Annotated in this window: 18 protein-coding genes; 14 read left to right on the top strand and 4 right to left on the bottom strand. The window is 67.9% G+C overall.

Going from position 1 to position 14,035, the window contains the following annotated elements:
• Positions 1–62: 62 nt before the first annotated feature.
• Entirely contained in the window at positions 63–764 is a 702-nt protein-coding gene (gene ctrA, locus ABDK56_RS05035) for a response regulator transcription factor CtrA (RefSeq protein WP_349807042.1), read from the bottom strand.
• 172 nt (positions 765–936) lie between these two features.
• Between ctrA and ABDK56_RS05030 the strand changes: the two genes are divergently transcribed.
• The 3 genes from ABDK56_RS05030 to msrC are packed head-to-tail and all read left to right on the top strand — an operon-like array spanning position 937 to position 2,519.
• A complete protein-coding gene (locus tag ABDK56_RS05030) occupies positions 937–1,632 on the top strand; it encodes an RluA family pseudouridine synthase (RefSeq protein ID WP_349807041.1) in 696 nt (231 codons plus the stop codon).
• Positions 1,629–2,039: an alternative ribosome rescue aminoacyl-tRNA hydrolase ArfB gene (gene arfB, locus ABDK56_RS05025; RefSeq protein ID WP_349807040.1), complete on the top strand. Its 411-nt coding sequence runs from the start codon at positions 1,629–1,631 to the stop codon at positions 2,037–2,039. The genes ABDK56_RS05030 and arfB overlap by 4 nt, the downstream gene beginning before the upstream one ends.
• Positions 2,040–2,519 carry a free L-methionine (R)-S-oxide reductase MsrC gene (gene msrC / locus ABDK56_RS05020; protein WP_349807039.1) on the top strand — a complete coding sequence of 160 codons (480 nt, stop codon included), beginning with the start codon at positions 2,040–2,042 and terminating at the stop codon, positions 2,517–2,519.
• Here msrC and ABDK56_RS05015 read toward each other — a convergent pair whose 3' ends face one another.
• On the bottom strand, positions 2,520–3,128 hold the full coding sequence (locus ABDK56_RS05015; RefSeq protein WP_349807038.1) for a hypothetical protein: 609 nt from the start codon (positions 3,126–3,128) through the stop codon (positions 2,520–2,522).
• 67 nt (positions 3,129–3,195) lie between these two features.
• Positions 3,196–3,654 (bottom strand): universal stress protein, encoded by a 459-nt coding sequence (locus ABDK56_RS05010; protein ID WP_349807037.1) that lies wholly within the window; start codon positions 3,652–3,654, stop codon positions 3,196–3,198.
• Positions 3,655–3,782: 128 nt separating this feature from the next.
• Here ABDK56_RS05010 and ABDK56_RS05005 point away from each other — a divergent pair, with 128 nt between their 5' ends.
• From ABDK56_RS05005 to ABDK56_RS04970, 8 genes are all read left to right on the top strand, one after another.
• On the top strand, positions 3,783–5,087 hold the full coding sequence (locus tag ABDK56_RS05005) for a pyruvate dehydrogenase complex dihydrolipoamide acetyltransferase (RefSeq protein WP_349807036.1): 1,305 nt from the start codon (positions 3,783–3,785) through the stop codon (positions 5,085–5,087).
• A gap of 1 nt (position 5,088) precedes the next feature.
• Positions 5,089–5,301: a hypothetical protein gene (locus tag ABDK56_RS05000; protein ID WP_349807035.1), complete on the top strand. Its 213-nt coding sequence runs from the start codon at positions 5,089–5,091 to the stop codon at positions 5,299–5,301.
• A 10-nt stretch (positions 5,302–5,311) separates the two neighbouring features.
• The gene (locus tag ABDK56_RS04995) at positions 5,312–5,686 is read left to right on the top strand and encodes an acyl-CoA thioesterase (RefSeq protein ID WP_349807034.1); all 375 of its coding nucleotides are present in this window, start codon (positions 5,312–5,314) and stop codon (positions 5,684–5,686) included.
• Entirely contained in the window at positions 5,679–7,097 is a 1,419-nt protein-coding gene (gene lpdA, locus ABDK56_RS04990) for a dihydrolipoyl dehydrogenase (RefSeq protein ID WP_349807033.1), read from the top strand. Before ABDK56_RS04995 ends, lpdA begins: the two co-directional genes overlap by 8 nt.
• 122 nt (positions 7,098–7,219) lie before the next feature.
• The gene (locus tag ABDK56_RS04985; protein WP_349807032.1) at positions 7,220–8,611 is read left to right on the top strand and encodes a hypothetical protein; all 1,392 of its coding nucleotides are present in this window, start codon (positions 7,220–7,222) and stop codon (positions 8,609–8,611) included.
• Positions 8,608–9,564, top strand: a complete 957-nt coding sequence (locus tag ABDK56_RS04980) for a cation diffusion facilitator family transporter (protein ID WP_349807031.1) — start codon at positions 8,608–8,610, stop codon at positions 9,562–9,564. Before ABDK56_RS04985 ends, ABDK56_RS04980 begins: the two co-directional genes overlap by 4 nt.
• A 48-nt stretch (positions 9,565–9,612) precedes the next feature.
• Positions 9,613–9,975: a DUF3140 domain-containing protein gene (locus ABDK56_RS04975; RefSeq protein WP_349807030.1), complete on the top strand. Its 363-nt coding sequence runs from the start codon at positions 9,613–9,615 to the stop codon at positions 9,973–9,975.
• A gap of 6 nt (positions 9,976–9,981) precedes the next feature.
• Complete coding sequence (locus ABDK56_RS04970) at positions 9,982–10,383, top strand: cupin domain-containing protein (RefSeq protein WP_349807029.1); 402 nt, start codon at positions 9,982–9,984, stop codon at positions 10,381–10,383.
• A gap of 11 nt (positions 10,384–10,394) precedes the next feature.
• Here the strand turns inward: ABDK56_RS04970 and ABDK56_RS04965 are convergent, their stop codons facing one another.
• The gene (locus tag ABDK56_RS04965; RefSeq protein WP_349807028.1) at positions 10,395–10,628 is read right to left on the bottom strand and encodes a hypothetical protein; all 234 of its coding nucleotides are present in this window, start codon (positions 10,626–10,628) and stop codon (positions 10,395–10,397) included.
• Positions 10,629–10,915: 287 nt separating this feature from the next.
• On the opposite strand from ABDK56_RS04965, the gene rpsL reads away from it, so the two are divergent.
• The 3 genes from rpsL (at position 10,916) to fusA (ending at position 14,011) form a co-directional block, all read left to right on the top strand.
• A complete protein-coding gene (gene rpsL, locus ABDK56_RS04960) occupies positions 10,916–11,287 on the top strand; it encodes a 30S ribosomal protein S12 (RefSeq protein WP_187541387.1) in 372 nt (123 codons plus the stop codon).
• Between the two features lie 60 nt (positions 11,288–11,347).
• Positions 11,348–11,818 (top strand): 30S ribosomal protein S7, encoded by a 471-nt coding sequence (gene rpsG, locus ABDK56_RS04955; RefSeq protein WP_349807027.1) that lies wholly within the window; start codon positions 11,348–11,350, stop codon positions 11,816–11,818.
• 99 nt (positions 11,819–11,917) lie between these two features.
• A complete protein-coding gene (gene fusA / locus ABDK56_RS04950; RefSeq protein WP_349807026.1) occupies positions 11,918–14,011 on the top strand; it encodes an elongation factor G in 2,094 nt (697 codons plus the stop codon).
• Positions 14,012–14,035 lie beyond the last annotated feature (24 nt).

Genomic DNA, 14,035 nt, shown 5'->3' with positions numbered 1-14,035 from the left:
CGGGCAACAAAACGGCGGAGCGTTGCCGCCCCGCCGTCCGATCGCCCCCGTGCAAAACCGTGTCAGGCGGCGGCTTCCGCCTCGTCGGTGGCGACGTCGCGAAGCACATAGCCGCGGCCCCACACCGTCTCGATGTAATTTTCCCCGCCGCAGGCCAGCGCCAGTTTCTTGCGCAGCTTGCAGATGAACACGTCGATGATCTTGAGCTCGGGCTCGTCCATCCCGCCGTAGAGGTGGTTGAGGAACATTTCCTTGGTCAGCGTCGTGCCCTTGCGAAGCGACAAGAGCTCGAGCATCGCATATTCCTTGCCGGTCAGGTGGACGCGGTTGCCGTCGACCTCGACCGTCTTGGCGTCGAGGTTGACCGCCAGCTTGCCGGTGCGGATGACCGACTGGCTGTGGCCCTTCGAACGGCGGACGATGGCGTGGATTCGCGCGACCAGCTCGTCGCGGTGGAACGGCTTGGTGACATAGTCGTCGGCGCCGAAGCCCAGCGCACGGACCTTGCTGTCCATCTCGCCCACGCCCGACAGGATCAGCACCGGGGTCGAGACCTTGGCGGTGCGCAACTTCTTGAGCACGTCGTAGCCGTGCATGTCGGGCAGGTTGAGGTCGAGGAGGATGATGTCGTAGTCGTAGAGCTTGCCGAGGTCCAAGCCCTCTTCGCCCAGGTCGGTGGTGTAGACGTTGAAGCCTTCGGTCCCGAGCATGAGCTCGATGCTCTTGGCGATGGTCTCTTCGTCCTCGATCAGCAGAACCCGCATCGTTCCAAACCCCTGTTCCTCGTCGCCCGCCGCGCCTCTTTAGGACGCGCTTAACGACGTTGAAGCCGTCATTAACCATTCGGCTTCTCGCCCCAAAAGGTTAATCTTGTGTAAAGCTTCGTAAAGAGGGGGCGGCGTTGCAACATTGCATCACATCGCGCAGGGGGCGGTGGTGAGCCTCGAACAGCAGATCCTCTTCGTCGACGGTGCGACGATCGTCATCGACAAGCCCGCCGGCCTGGCGGTCGACGCCCCGCGCGGGGGCGGCGACAGCGTCGAGGCGCGGGTCGGGCTGGGCGAGCTCAACCTCGGATTTCGCCGGCCGCCGGTCGCCATGCACCGGCTCGACCGCGACACCTCGGGCTGCCTGCTGTTCGCGCGCAACCCCAAGGCGCGCGCGCAATACCAGCAGGCGTTCGAGGGTGGGGCGGTGCGCAAGGCCTACCTCGCGGTGATCGACGGGACGCTCGGCGCCGACGAGGGGACGATCGACCTTCCGGTCGCCAAATTCTCGACCGCGCGCGGGGGGTGGCGGATGGTGGTCGACCCTGCGGCGGGCAAGGCGGCGCGGACCCACTGGAAGCGGCTCGGCGAGGCCGAGGGGCAGACATTGCTCGAACTTCGCCCCGAGACCGGGCGGACCCACCAGCTGCGGGTCCACGCGGCGCGCGGGCTGGGGGCGGCGATCGTCGGCGACCCGGTCTATTCGCGCGCCGACGACGCGCCGTTGGGCGCGATGCAGCTGCCCGACAGCGGGATGCTGCTCCACGCGTGGCGGCTGTTCGTGCCGCGCGATCCCAAGGAGCCGGTCGACGTCATCGCACCGGTCCCCGACCGGTTCGGTCGCTGGCTGGATTTCCTGCCGTGAAGCCCGAGGAGGTGCGGCTGCCCGAAGAGGCGCTGAGCGAGAAGTTCCTCGCCGCGACCGGGCCCGGCGGGCAGAACGTCAACAAGGTCGCGACCGCGTGCCAGCTTCGGGTCGACGTCTTCCGGCTCGGCCTGTCGCCCGCCGCCTATGCGCGGCTGAAGGCGCTGGCGGGGAGCAAGCTGACCGCCGGGGGCGAGCTGGTGATCACCGCGCGGCGCTATCGCACGCAGGAGGCGAACCGCGAGGACGCGCGGCGGCGGCTTGCCGAGCTGGTCGCCGAGGCCCACATCGTCCAGGCCAAGCGCCGCCCGACGCGGCCGTCGCGCGCGGCGAAGGCGAAGCGGGTCGAGACGAAAAAGAGCCGCGGCGCGATCAAGGCCGGACGCGGCAAGGTGAGGCTGGACTAGATGTACGATTTCAGGATCGAAGCGGCGGACAAGGCGACGCTCTATCGCGACCTCGCGAGCGCGCTCCAAGGGCTGGTTGGGGGCGAGCGAGACGGGGTCGCCAACATGGCCAATGCGGCGGCGCTGATCTGGGAAAGCCTGCCCGACCTCAACTGGTGCGGATTTTACCGGAACGTGGGCGAGGAACTGGTCGTCGGGCCGTTCCAGGGGCGCCCGGCGTGCATCCGGATCAAGTTCGGCGAAGGGGTGTGCGGGGCGGCGGCGGCGACGCTCGAGACCCAGCGGGTCGAGGACGTCCATTCGTTCGACGGCCACATCGCCTGCGACGCGGCGAGCGAGAGCGAGATCGTCGTTCCGATCGTGCGCGACGGCAAGCTGCTCGCGGTGCTCGACCTCGACAGCCCGAAAAAAGCCCGCTTCGACGCGGACGACGAAGCGGGCTGTGAACGGCTGGCGCAGATTTTGTCCAGCGCGATCTGATTATTTGATCACGACCGCCGCTGGCTGCGGCGCGGGGGCCGGGGTGGCCGACGCGATGGTCAGATCCTCGTCGAGGAACGCCTTGACCCCGCTGCCCGCCGGGATCTTGGCGCTGGTCCCGGTCATGAAGAAGCCCGCCACCGGCAGGAGGACGACTGCACCGACCACGCCGGCCGTTCCGGTCGTTCCCTTGTCGTCGAACGATCCGCTAAGTCGAACGAGCCGGTCGCCGACGCGAACGCTCAAGACGCGTGCGACGATGCGTCCCGACTTGCCCCACATGCCCTTGCGCCGGACATCTGTGATTTCGCCGGTCGCGGGGCTTCCGGCCGGAATGACGATTGATCGACCGAGCATGACGTCGCTGGCGACGGTCATCCTGAAGCGGTTGCCTTCCCGGACGGTCTTGTCGTTCGAGTCGAGGCTTTCTTCGAGGCGGAGCGGAATCTCCACCCCCGCGCGAAGAACGTTACCGCCGTCCGGCGACACGATCGTCGCGCGCTGCGGCGCGGCGAGAGCGGCTTGACCATTGGCTTGAGCGAGGGCGGAAGACGAAATGAGCAATGCCGCAGAAGCGGCGACTGTGAGACGAAGCATGAAACCCCCCATTACTTCCGCCACAAAGAGTAGCGGATGTCGAATTCATGCACAGTTTTGTCGTCGACGCAAACCGCCCTTAACTCAGCTTTTCGAGCTGGTCTTCGCTTAGCCCGCCGGGGATGACCATCACCGGGCAGGGGAGCTTGCCCGCGTCGTTGCCGGTGAAGTCGGCGACCAGCGGGCCGGGGCTGCCCGAGGCGGCGGCGCCGAGGACCAGCGCGGCGATGTCCTCGCGCGTGCCGACATAGGCGCGCACTTCGGTCACCGGGTCGCCCGCCTTGACGACGATGTGCGGCCTGATCCCCGCGGCGTCCATGATCTCGCCGACCGCGGCGGCGACGCTGGCCTCGATGCGGAGCCGCTGTTCCTCCTCCATCGCCGCCTGGACCCCGCCCCACTGGACGAAGTCCTGCGGCTGGGTGACCGCGAGCACCTCGACCGCGCCGTGGGTCTTGCTCGCGCGGCGCGCGGCGAAGCGGAGCGCGACCCGCGCCTCGTCGCTTTCGTCGATCACCACCAGATAGGTGCGTGCCACGGCTGCCCTCCTCTCGCGTCGCGGCGGCAGGCTGCGCACAAAGTCGGGCGCGGCGCAAGCGGGCGCACTTGACCCGGCGGGCGCGTTGGCGTTTGGAAGCGCTCGAAAAGCAACCACGGGAACGCCGAATGCCGATCGAACTCAAGATGCCCGCCTTGTCGCCGACGATGGAGGAGGGAACGCTCGCCAAATGGCTGGTCAAGGAGGGCGACAGCGTGTCGTCGGGCGATATCCTCGCCGAAATCGAGACCGACAAGGCGACGATGGAGTTCGAAGCGGTCGACGAGGGCACCGTGCTCAAGATCCTGGTCCCCGAGGGCTCGGACGGGGTCAAGGTCGGGACGCTGATCGCGATGCTGGGCGAGGAAGGCGAAAGCGCGGAAGCAGCCCCGGCACCCGCCGCCAAGCCCGAGCCCAAGCCCGAACCCGAAGTCGCCAAGGCGGCCGAGCCCGCGCCGCCCGCCAAGGGTGGCGGCGAGACTCCGCCCGCCCCCGCGCAGCCCGCGAAGGGCGGCAGCGGCGAGCGGATCAAGGCCTCGCCGCTGGCGCGGCGGCTGGCCGAGGCGCAGGGGATCGACCTTTCCTCGCTGACCGGCAGCGGGCCTGGCGGGCGGATCGTCCGCGCCGACCTCGGCAAGGGCGCGGCCAAGCCCGCGGTTGCGCCCACCGCAGTCGCCGCGGCTCCGGCCCCTGCCCCTGCCCCCGCGTCCACTACGCAGCCCGCGCCGGTCGATCCGGGCGACACGCCGCACGAGGCGGTCAAACTTAGCAACATGCGCAAGACGATCGCGCGGCGGCTGACCGAGTCGAAGCAGCAGGTGCCGCACATCTACCTGACGGTCGACATCCGGCTCGACGCGCTGCTCAAGCTTCGCGGCGAGCTCAACGCCGGGCTCGCCTCGCGCGGGGTCAAGCTCAGCGTCAACGACCTGCTGATCAAGGCGCTCGGCGTCTCGCTGATCGAGGTTCCCGAGTGCAACGTCAGCTTCGGCGGCGACACGCTGATCCAGTACAAGCGCGCCGACATTTCGGTCGCGGTGAGCATCCCGAACGGGCTGATCACCCCGATCGTCACCGGGGCCGAGGACAAGTCGCTGTCGAAGATCTCGAACGAGATGAAGGAACTGGCGGCGGCGGCGAAGGACGGCAAGCTCCAGCCGCACCAGTACCAGGGCGGCACCGCCAGCCTGTCGAACATGGGGATGTACGGGATCAAGCAGTTCGAGGCGGTGATCAACCCGCCGCAGGGCATGATCATGGCGATCGGCGCGGGCGAGAAGCGTCCCTACGTGGTCGGCGACGCCCTCGAGATCGCGACGGTCATGTCGGCGACCGGCAGCTTCGACCACCGCGCGATCGACGGCGCCGACGGGGCGCGGCTGATGAAGGCGTTCAAGGAGCTGTGCGAGAACCCGATGGGGCTGGTCGCCTGAGATGAGGTGGGTTTCGGCCCTCATCCTCGGCGCGATCCTCGGGTTCATCCTGCCGCTGGCGTTCGGCGGGCAGGATGGGTTGTGGCTCAACAGCTGGGCCGGGGCGGGGACGATCCGGCCGTCGGAGACGTCGCCCGGGCTGCTGTTTTCGATTCCCGTCGCGGCGGTGGGCGCGATCGCGGCACGGCTGTTCTTCAACTGGCACCGGAACTAGCCGCCTGGCGATGCGCGAACCCCTGATCCGCACCACCGCCATGCCGGCCGACACCAACCCCTATGGCGGGGTGTTCGGCGGCTGGCTGATGGGGCAGATGGGGCTTGCCTGCGGGAGCTTCGTGTCGCGGCGGACCGGGGGCAAGGCGATCCTCGTCGCCGCCGACGCTCTGAAGATTCCCGGCGCGATGGCGGTCGGCGACGAACTCAGCGTCTACGTCGAGCCGCTGAAAGAAGGGCGTACCTCGCTGCGGCTTCGCGCCGAGGGGATCGCGCGAGAGCGCGACGGGAACAATGAGATTTTGGTGGCGGAGGGCGAGTTCACCTTCGTCGCGCTGGACGCGGCGGGCAAGCCGCGCGCAATCGGGAAAGAGAGCAATGGCTGAACCTTCATACGACCTCATCGTCCTCGGTTCGGGCCCCGGCGGCTATGTCGCGGCGATCCGCGCGGCGCAGCTCGGGCTCAAGGCGGCGATCGTCGAGCGCGAGAACCTCGGCGGCATCTGCCTCAACTGGGGCTGCATCCCGACCAAGGCGCTGCTTCGCTCGGCCGAAATGCTTCATCACATGAAGCATGCCGACAGCTTCGGGCTGGCGCTTAGCGGCGAGATCAAGCCCGACCTGGGCAAGGTCGTCGGGCGCAGCCGGGCGGTGGCCAAGCAGCTCAACCAGGGCGTCACCCACCTGATGAAGAAGAACAAGATCGCGGTGCACATGGGCAGCGGCGTGCTGACCGCGCCGGGTAAGGTCGAGGTGAGCGGCGAGAAGGGCAAGGAGACGCTGTCGGCCAAGCACGTCATCGTCGCCACCGGGGCGCGGGCGCGCGACCTGCCGTTCGCCCCCGCCGACGGCAAGCGCATCTGGACCTACCGCCACGCGATGGTGCCGCCCGAGATGCCGACCGAGCTGCTGGTGATCGGGTCGGGGGCGATCGGGATCGAGTTCGCCAGCTTCTACAACGACATGGGCGCCAAGGTGACGGTGGTCGAAATGCTCGACCGGATCGTGCCGGTCGAGGATGCCGAGATTTCGGCGCATCTCGAAAAATCGCTGACCAAGCAGGGTATGACGATCCGCACCGCGACCGGGATCGAGGACCTCAAGGCCGACGCGAACGGGGTGACCGCGAAGATCAAGGGCAAGGACGGCAAGGTTGCCGAGCTGAAGTTCAGCCACGCGATCGTCGCGATCGGGATCGTGCCGAACACCGAGAACATCGGGCTCGACAAGCTCGGCGTGACGATGGAGCGCGGAATCGTCCAGACCGACGGGCTGATGCGCACCAACGTCGCCGGGATTTCGGCGATCGGCGACATCACCCCGGGGCCGTGGCTGGCGCACAAGGCGAGCCACGAGGGGATCATCGCGGTCGAGGCGATCGCGCAGGCGCTCGGCAACAAGCAGGTCCATCCGCACGCGATGGACAAGTCGAACATCCCCGGCTGCACCTATTGCCACCCGCAGGTCGCCAGCGTCGGGATGACCGAGGCGAAGGCCAAGGAGGTGGGGCACAAGGTCAAGACCGGCAAGTTCCCGTTCATCGGCAACGGCAAGGCGATCGCGCTGGGCGAGACCGACGGGTTCATCAAGACGGTGTTCGACGCCGAGACCGGCGAGCTATTGGGCGCGCACATGATCGGCGCCGAGGTGACCGAGCTGATCCAGGGCTATACCGTCGGCAAGCAGGCCGAGCTGGTCGACGAGGATTTCATCCAGACCGTCTTCCCGCACCCGACGCTGAGCGAGATGATGCACGAGAGCGTGCTCGCCGCCGACGGGCGGGTGATCCACATCTGACCCGCGCGCGGGGGCAGCGGCGGGGCAGGGCGGCGGCGCCGGCGCGCTGGCCGCTGGCGTTCGCCGCGGCGGCACTGGTCGGGTTCGCGGCGAGCCTTGCCCTGTTCCACCCCGGGATCGCGATGTACGACACGCTGGCGCAATATCGCCAGGCGCTCGACGGCCAATATGACGACTGGCACCCGCCGGTGATGGCGTGGGTGTGGCACGGCCTGCACCGGCTGTTCGGCGGAGCGGGCGGCCCGATGCTGGTGCTGCAGATGGCGACCTATTGGGCGGGGTTCGGCGCGATCGCGGCGGGGCTGGCGCGCGCCGGGCGGCCGGTGGCGGCGGCGCTCGTGCTGGGGCTGGCGGCGATGCCGCTGACGCTCGGCTGGCAGGCGGTGCTGCTCAAGGATTGCCAGCTGCTCGGGGCGATGCTGGCGGCGAGCGGGATCGTCGCGTTCGCGCGGCTCGGTGGGGGGCGGCTCGGCGGGGGACGGGTCGGCGTCTTGGGGTGGCTCGCGGTCGCGCTGCTGCTTGCCTATGCCGCGCTGCTCCGCGCCAACGCGATCTTCGCGGTCGCGCCGCTCGCGGTGCTGCTGGCGTGGCCCGGGGCGGGGCGGGTGCGGCAGGCGGTTGCGACCGCCGCGCTGGTCGGGATCGCGCTGGTCGCCGCGCCGGTCGTCAACCACCGGTTGATCGGCGCGAGCGCGAGCGCGGTCGACAAGACGCTGCCGCTCTACGACCTCGCCGCGATCGGGATTGCCGCGCCGACGGGAAGCCCGTTCACCGCCGACGAGCTGGCCGACATCCGCGCGCGCCATTGCGCGTCCCCCTACTGGTGGGACCCGCTGGGCGAGGAGGAGGGCGGGTGCCAGGCCGATATCGACCGGCTGCAGGAGGAAGTGCCGAGCGGCGCGCTCTACCGTGCCTGGGCGGGGCAGGTGGCTGCGCATCCGCTGGCCTATGCCCTGCACCGCGCGGCGCACTGGAATTCGACCGAGCGGTGGCGAGTGCCCGACGGCTTGATCGGTGCGGGGCCGCCTGACGAGGCCGAGCCCAACGACCTCGGCCTCGTCGCGCCGAGGAGACCGGCGGCGATCGCGTGGCAGGGGCTCGCCGACCGCCAGGCCGACAGCCCGCTCGGCTGGCCGATCCTGTTCACCGCGCTGGCGCTGGTCGGGACGATCGCCGCGTGGACGCGCGACGAGCCGGCGGGGCGGATCGCGTTCGCGCTGGCGGGGTCGGCGCTGGCGCTCGAGGCGAGCTTCGTGGTGGTCAGCATCGCCTCGGACCTGCGCTATCACTTGTGGACGATCGTCGCCGCGCCGCTCGCGCTGGTGCTGCTCGCCGACCGGCGGCCGAGCCCGCTCGCGCTGACCGGGTCGGTCGCGCTGGTCGCCGCGCTGCTCGCCACCGGCTGGCAGGCGCGCGCCGCGTTGCCGCGCGCTCCCGACAGCTACCAGGCGATGCTCGGCTGGCGCGGCTGGCCGGTGGACATCGCCGCCGACCGCGCTAAGCCCGCGCCATGAGCGGACGATCGGCAGGCGGACACGAGAACAACCGGACCCTGTGGATCGCCTTTGCCGCGAACCTCGGCGTCGCGATCAGCAAGTTCATCGCCGCCGCCTTCACCGGCTCGTCGGCGATGCTGACCGAGGGGGTCCACTCGGTGGTCGACAGCGCCAACCAGCTGCTCTTGCTGTGGGGGCGCCGCGCCGCCAGGCGCCCGGCCGACAAGCTTCATCCGCTCGGCTACGGGCGCGAGATTTACTTCTGGAGCTTCGTCGTCGCGGTGATGGTGTTCGCGCTCGGCGCGGGAGTGTCGATCTACGAGGGCGTGATCCACATCCAGCATCCCGAGGAGCCGGTCAGCCCCGGCTGGGCCTATGGCGTGCTGGCGGTCGCCTTCCTGATGGAGGGCGGATCGACCGTCTCGGCGTTCAGGGAATTCAAGGCGGCCAAGGGCAGCCTCGGCTGGTTCGAGGCGGTCACCCGCTCAAAGGACCCGCCGGCGTTCATCGTCCTGCTCGAAAATGGCGCGGCGATGGCGGGCATCCTCGTCGCCGCGGTCGGGCTGACGCTGACCCTGCTGCTGAAGAGCCCGTTTTTCGACGGGGCGGCGTCGGTGGTGATCGGGATCATCCTCGGCTTCACCGCCTGGCTCCTAGCCGCCGAATCGAAGCAATTGCTGATCGGGGAGAGCGCCGATCCCGAGATGGTCGACGGGCTCAAGGCGCTGACCGAACGTCAGCGCGGGGTGACCGGGGTTGGCGACGTGCTGACGCTCCATTCCTCGCCCGATTCGATCACCGTGCTGATGAGCGTCGATTTCGAGGACTCGATGAGCGCGGGCGACGTCGAGCGGCTGGTCGAGTGCATCGAGGACGAGGCGCAGGCGCGCTGGCCGACGATCAAGCGGACCTTCATCCGCCCGCGCGCGGGGGCGGCGGCGCTGGTGTTGCCCGACAAGCGCGCCGACTGACGAAACCCGTCCGCCGCCTCGCGCATTGGAGCGCGCGAGGAGACGAGGATGACAGCGACGACCGACGCCGACGACAAGGCCGACATCCGCAAGGATTTCGGCGAGGCGGTCAACATGGGGCCTGCCGAGCTCGAGAAATGGCTCGACAGCGAGGACAGCAAGACGGTCGGCTGGAAGGGCGCGGACGGCGACGGCAAGGGCGAGAGCGTCGGCCACGAGAGCGGGCGGCACATCGTCCGGATCAAGCGCAAGGACGTGAGCGACCTCACCGCCGCAGACTATGCGCACATGAAAAAGGTGATCGGCTATGTTCACCGCCATCTCGCGCAGCGCCCGGCGCACCCCGAGGAGTCGAACTGGCGCTACAGCCTGATGAACTGGGGCCACGACCCGATGAAGAAGAAAGGCTGAGCGGCGATGAAGGGATTCCACGACGACATCGAGGCGCTGACCACCGGCAACGGCGAATTTCGCCGCGTGCTCTACACCGGGCATCACCTCCAGCTGGTGCTGATGACCCTGCCGCCCGGCTGCGACATCGGCAGCGAGGTGCATGACGAACGCGACCAGTTCTTCCGGTTCGAGGAAGGCGAGGGCGAGGTCGAGATCGACGACAATCGCTACGCGGTGACCGACGGCAGCGGGGTCGTCGTCCCGGCGGGCGCGCGGCACAACGTCCGCAACACCGGCGATGCGCCGCTCAAGCTCTACACGCTCTACGGGCCGCCCGAGCACAAGGACGGGATCGTCCAGGCGACCAAGGAAGAGGCCGACTCCCGCCACCACGACGAGGAGTGGGACGGGGCGACGAGCGAATAGGGGTCAGCCGATCAGAAGGGCGGGCCGTGGTAGTGCCACTTGTCCTTCTGCGGGCGGTAGTTGCCCGAGATGGCCGCCTCCTGCCGTTCCTTGTGCGCGCTTGCCATCGACCATTGGCGAATCCCGAGCCCGATCGCGCCGAACGCGGTGCCGATGCCGAAGCCGCCGTACGGGAAGCCGTTGTAGTAGAGGTAGCCGAGCCACGCCGCGCCCGCGCCGATCAGCCAGAAATGAAGTTTGCCCACGCCTTGCCCCGTTTGAAAACTGCCGAACGCTCACCGCTTTAGCCCCTCACGACTAACGGTCGGTAAATGGCGGCGAGGGGCAGTAGGCACGGGGGCGAACGGTTGACGATCGGGGCGAATCCCACTAGGGGGCCGCTCGTCCGTGCCAGCTAATTGGCCGGGCAGAGCTGAACATTGCTTCAAGCACGCGAAACTCCGGCCGGCGTTTGCCGCCCGGGATTTCGCGCTTTTGCATTGGGCAAAGTAACCGCCGGCGATTCGGTCCGGCAACGAAAGGTGAAGGCTTCATGCCGACGATTAACCAGCTGATCCGCAAGGGTCGCGACCCGCAGAAGGCCAAGTCGAAGGTCCCTGCGATGGAACAGAACCCGCAGAAGCGCGGCGTCTGCACCCGCGTCTACACGACGACCCCGAAGAAGCCGAACTCGGCGTTGCGCAAGGTGGCCAAGGTTCGCCTGACCAACCAGCGCGAAGTCATTTCGTACATCCCGGGCGAGGGCCACAACCTGCAGGAACACAGCGTCGTGCTGATCCGCGGCGGCCGTGTGCGCGACCTTCCCGGCGTGCGCTACCACGTCCTTCGCGGCGTGCTCGACACGCAGGGCGTGAAGGATCGCCGCCAGTCGCGCTCCAAGTACGGCGCCAAGCGCCCGAAGTAAGCTGGTTTCGCCGGCCGCGCCGCTTGAGGCTGGCGCGCCGCTCTTGATAAGGAATAACTTATGTCCCGTCGTCGTCGCCCAGAAAAGCGCGTCATCCTGCCGGATCCCAAGTTCGGCGACATCACCCTGTCGAAGTTCATGAACAACATCATGCTCGACGGGAAGAAGTCGGTCGCGGAAAGCATCGTCTACACCGCGCTCGACAATGTCGAAGCCCGTCTGAAAAAGGACCCGATCGCGGTTTTCCACGACGCGCTCAACAATGTGAAGCCGGGCATCGAGGTCCGCAGCCGCCGCGTCGGCGGCGCGACCTACCAGGTCCCGGTCGAAGTCCGCGACGTCCGCGCGCAGGCGCTGGCGATCCGCTGGCTGATCACCGCCGCGCGCGGGCGCAGCGAGAAGACCATGGCCGGCCGCCTATCGGGCGAGCTGATGGACGCCTCGCAGAACCGCGGCAACGCGGTGAAGAAGCGCGAGGACACGCACCGCATGGCCGAGGCCAACCGCGCCTTCTCGCACTACCGCTGGTAACGATGGCGTCGCCCAACTGGCGCTGTCGAAAATAGTCCCTATATTCAGGGGGATCGGCTTTGCGCCGGTCCCCCGACATTGTTAAGGAAGCCCACTGACATGGCCCGCAGCCATCCGCTCGAACGCTATCGCAACATCGGCATCATGGCGCACATCGACGCCGGCAAGACGACGACGACCGAGCGCATCCTCTATTACACCGGCAAGTCGTACAAGATCGGCGAGGTCCACGAGGGCTCGGCGACGATGGACTGGATGGAGCAGGAGCAGGAGCGCGGGATCACCATCACGTCCGCGGCAACGACGACGTTCTGGAAGGCCGAGGACGGGCAGGGCCCCGAGCACCGGATCAACATCATCGACACTCCTGGCCACGTCGACTTCACCATCGAGGTCGAGCGTTCGCTGCGCGTGCTCGACGGCGCGGTCGCGGTGTTCGACGGCGTCGCCGGCGTCGAGCCGCAGTCGGAGACGGTGTGGCGGCAGGCCGACAAGTACGGCGTTCCGCGGATGTGCTTCATCAACAAGCTCGACCGCACCGGCGCCGATTTCTACTATTGCGTCCAGTCGATCATCGACCGCCTCGGCGCCAAGCCGCTGGTGCTGACGCTGCCGATCGGCGCCGAAAGCGATCTCAAGGGCGTGGTCGACCTGGTCAACATGCGCGGCATCGTCTGGCAGGACGAGAGCCTGGGCGCGAAGTTCGACTATACCGACATTCCCGCCGAGCTCGCCGACAAGGCGGCGCAGTATCGCCACGACCTGCTCGAGACCGTCGTCGAGCAGGACGACGAAGTCATGATGGCGTATCTCGAGGGCGAGGAGCCCGACGTGGCGACGCTCAAGGGGCTGATCCGCAAGGGCACGCTGGCGCGCGCGTTCGTGCCGGTGGTGTGCGGTTCGGCGTTCAAGAACAAGGGCGTCCAACCGCTGCTCGACGCGGTCGTCGACTACATGCCGAGCCCGCTCGACATTCCGCCGATCAAGGGCATCAACCCCGACAACGAGGCCGAGGAAACCCGTCCGTCGAGCGACGACGAGCCGTTCGCGGCGCTGGCATTCAAGATCATGAACGACCCGTTCGTCGGCTCGCTGACCTTCGCGCGCATCTATTCGGGCAAGCTGTCGAAGGGCAGCTACCTGAACTCGGTGAAGGACAAGAAGGAAAAGATCGGCCGCATGCTGCTGATGCATGCCAACAGCCGCGAGGACATCGACGAGGCCTATGCGGGCGACATCGTCGCGCTGGCGGGGCTGAAGGAAACCACCACCGGCGACACGCTGTGCGCCGAAAAGGCGCCGATCATCCTCGAGCGGATGGAATTCCCCGAGCCGGTGATCGAGCTGAGCGTCGAGCCGAAGACCAAGGCCGACCAGGAGAAGATGGGCGTCGCCCTGTCGCGCCTGGCCGCCGAGGACCCGTCGTTCCGCGTGTCGACCGACCATGAATCGGGCCAGACGATCATCAAGGGGATGGGCGAGCTTCACCTCGACATCCTGGTCGATCGCATGAAGCGCGAGTTCAAGGTCGAAGCGAACGTCGGCGCGCCTCAGGTGGCGTATCGCGAGTCGCTCGCGAAGCCGGTCGAGCTGATCTACACCCACAAGAAGCAGTCGGGCGGCTCGGGCCAGTTCGGCGAGGTCAAGGTCGCGCTTCGCCCGGGCGAACGCGGCCAGGGCATCAACTTCATCGACTCGATAAAGGGCGGCAATATTCCGCGCGAATATATCCCGTCGGTCGAGAAGGGCATGCGCGAGACCGCCGAGACCGGCTCGCTGATCGGCTTCCCGATCATCGACTTCGACATCGAGCTGCTCGACGGCAAGTATCACGACGTCGACTCCTCGGCGCTGGCGTTCGAAATCGCCGGCCGCGGCGCGATGCGTGAAGCCGCCCAGAAGGCCGGCATCAAGCTGCTCGAGCCGATCATGAAGGTCGAGGTGGTGACCCCCGAGGATTATCTCGGCGACGTCATCGGCGACATGAACAGCCGGCGCGGCCAGATCCAGGGCACCGACAGCCGCGGCAACGCGCAGGTGGTCGAGGCGATGGTGCCGCTGGCCAACATGTTCGGCTATGTGAACCAGCTGCGCTCGTTCACGCAGGGCCGCGCGCAGTACACCATGCAGTTCTCGCACTACGAAGAAGTGCCGCAGAACGTCGCCGACGAAGTGAAGGCGAAGCTGGCGTAATCGAAAATTAGTCGTTAAGGGCGC

It is taken from the genome of Sphingomonas sp. ASV193 (genome assembly GCF_040203355.1).
Lineage (GTDB): Bacteria > Pseudomonadota > Alphaproteobacteria > Sphingomonadales > Sphingomonadaceae > Sphingomicrobium.
The sequence above is the reverse complement of the archived record's forward strand: the minus strand, read 5'-3'. Positions and strand labels throughout refer to the sequence as shown.

Bases quoted from the DNA above. Each gene is read 5' to 3' on its own strand.
- ctrA (WP_349807042.1), bottom strand. From the start codon at position 764: ATGCGGGTTCTGCTGATCGAGGACGAAGAGACCATCGCCAAGAGCATC.
- msrC (WP_349807039.1), top strand. From the start codon at position 2,040: ATGTACGATTTCAGGATCGAAGCGGCGGACAAGGCGACGCTCTATCGC.
- ABDK56_RS05015 (WP_349807038.1), bottom strand. From the start codon at position 3,128: ATGGGGGGTTTCATGCTTCGTCTCACAGTCGCCGCTTCTGCGGCATTG.
- ABDK56_RS05005 (WP_349807036.1), top strand. From the start codon at position 3,783: ATGCCGATCGAACTCAAGATGCCCGCCTTGTCGCCGACGATGGAGGAG.
- ABDK56_RS05000 (WP_349807035.1), top strand. From the start codon at position 5,089: ATGAGGTGGGTTTCGGCCCTCATCCTCGGCGCGATCCTCGGGTTCATC.
- ABDK56_RS04995 (WP_349807034.1), top strand. From the start codon at position 5,312: ATGCGCGAACCCCTGATCCGCACCACCGCCATGCCGGCCGACACCAAC.
- lpdA (WP_349807033.1), top strand. From the start codon at position 5,679: ATGGCTGAACCTTCATACGACCTCATCGTCCTCGGTTCGGGCCCCGGC.
- ABDK56_RS04985 (WP_349807032.1), top strand. From the start codon at position 7,220: ATGTACGACACGCTGGCGCAATATCGCCAGGCGCTCGACGGCCAATAT.
- ABDK56_RS04980 (WP_349807031.1), top strand. From the start codon at position 8,608: ATGAGCGGACGATCGGCAGGCGGACACGAGAACAACCGGACCCTGTGG.
- ABDK56_RS04975 (WP_349807030.1), top strand. From the start codon at position 9,613: ATGACAGCGACGACCGACGCCGACGACAAGGCCGACATCCGCAAGGAT.
- ABDK56_RS04970 (WP_349807029.1), top strand. From the start codon at position 9,982: ATGAAGGGATTCCACGACGACATCGAGGCGCTGACCACCGGCAACGGC.
- rpsL (WP_187541387.1), top strand. From the start codon at position 10,916: ATGCCGACGATTAACCAGCTGATCCGCAAGGGTCGCGACCCGCAGAAG.
- rpsG (WP_349807027.1), top strand. From the start codon at position 11,348: ATGTCCCGTCGTCGTCGCCCAGAAAAGCGCGTCATCCTGCCGGATCCC.
- fusA (WP_349807026.1), top strand. From the start codon at position 11,918: ATGGCCCGCAGCCATCCGCTCGAACGCTATCGCAACATCGGCATCATG.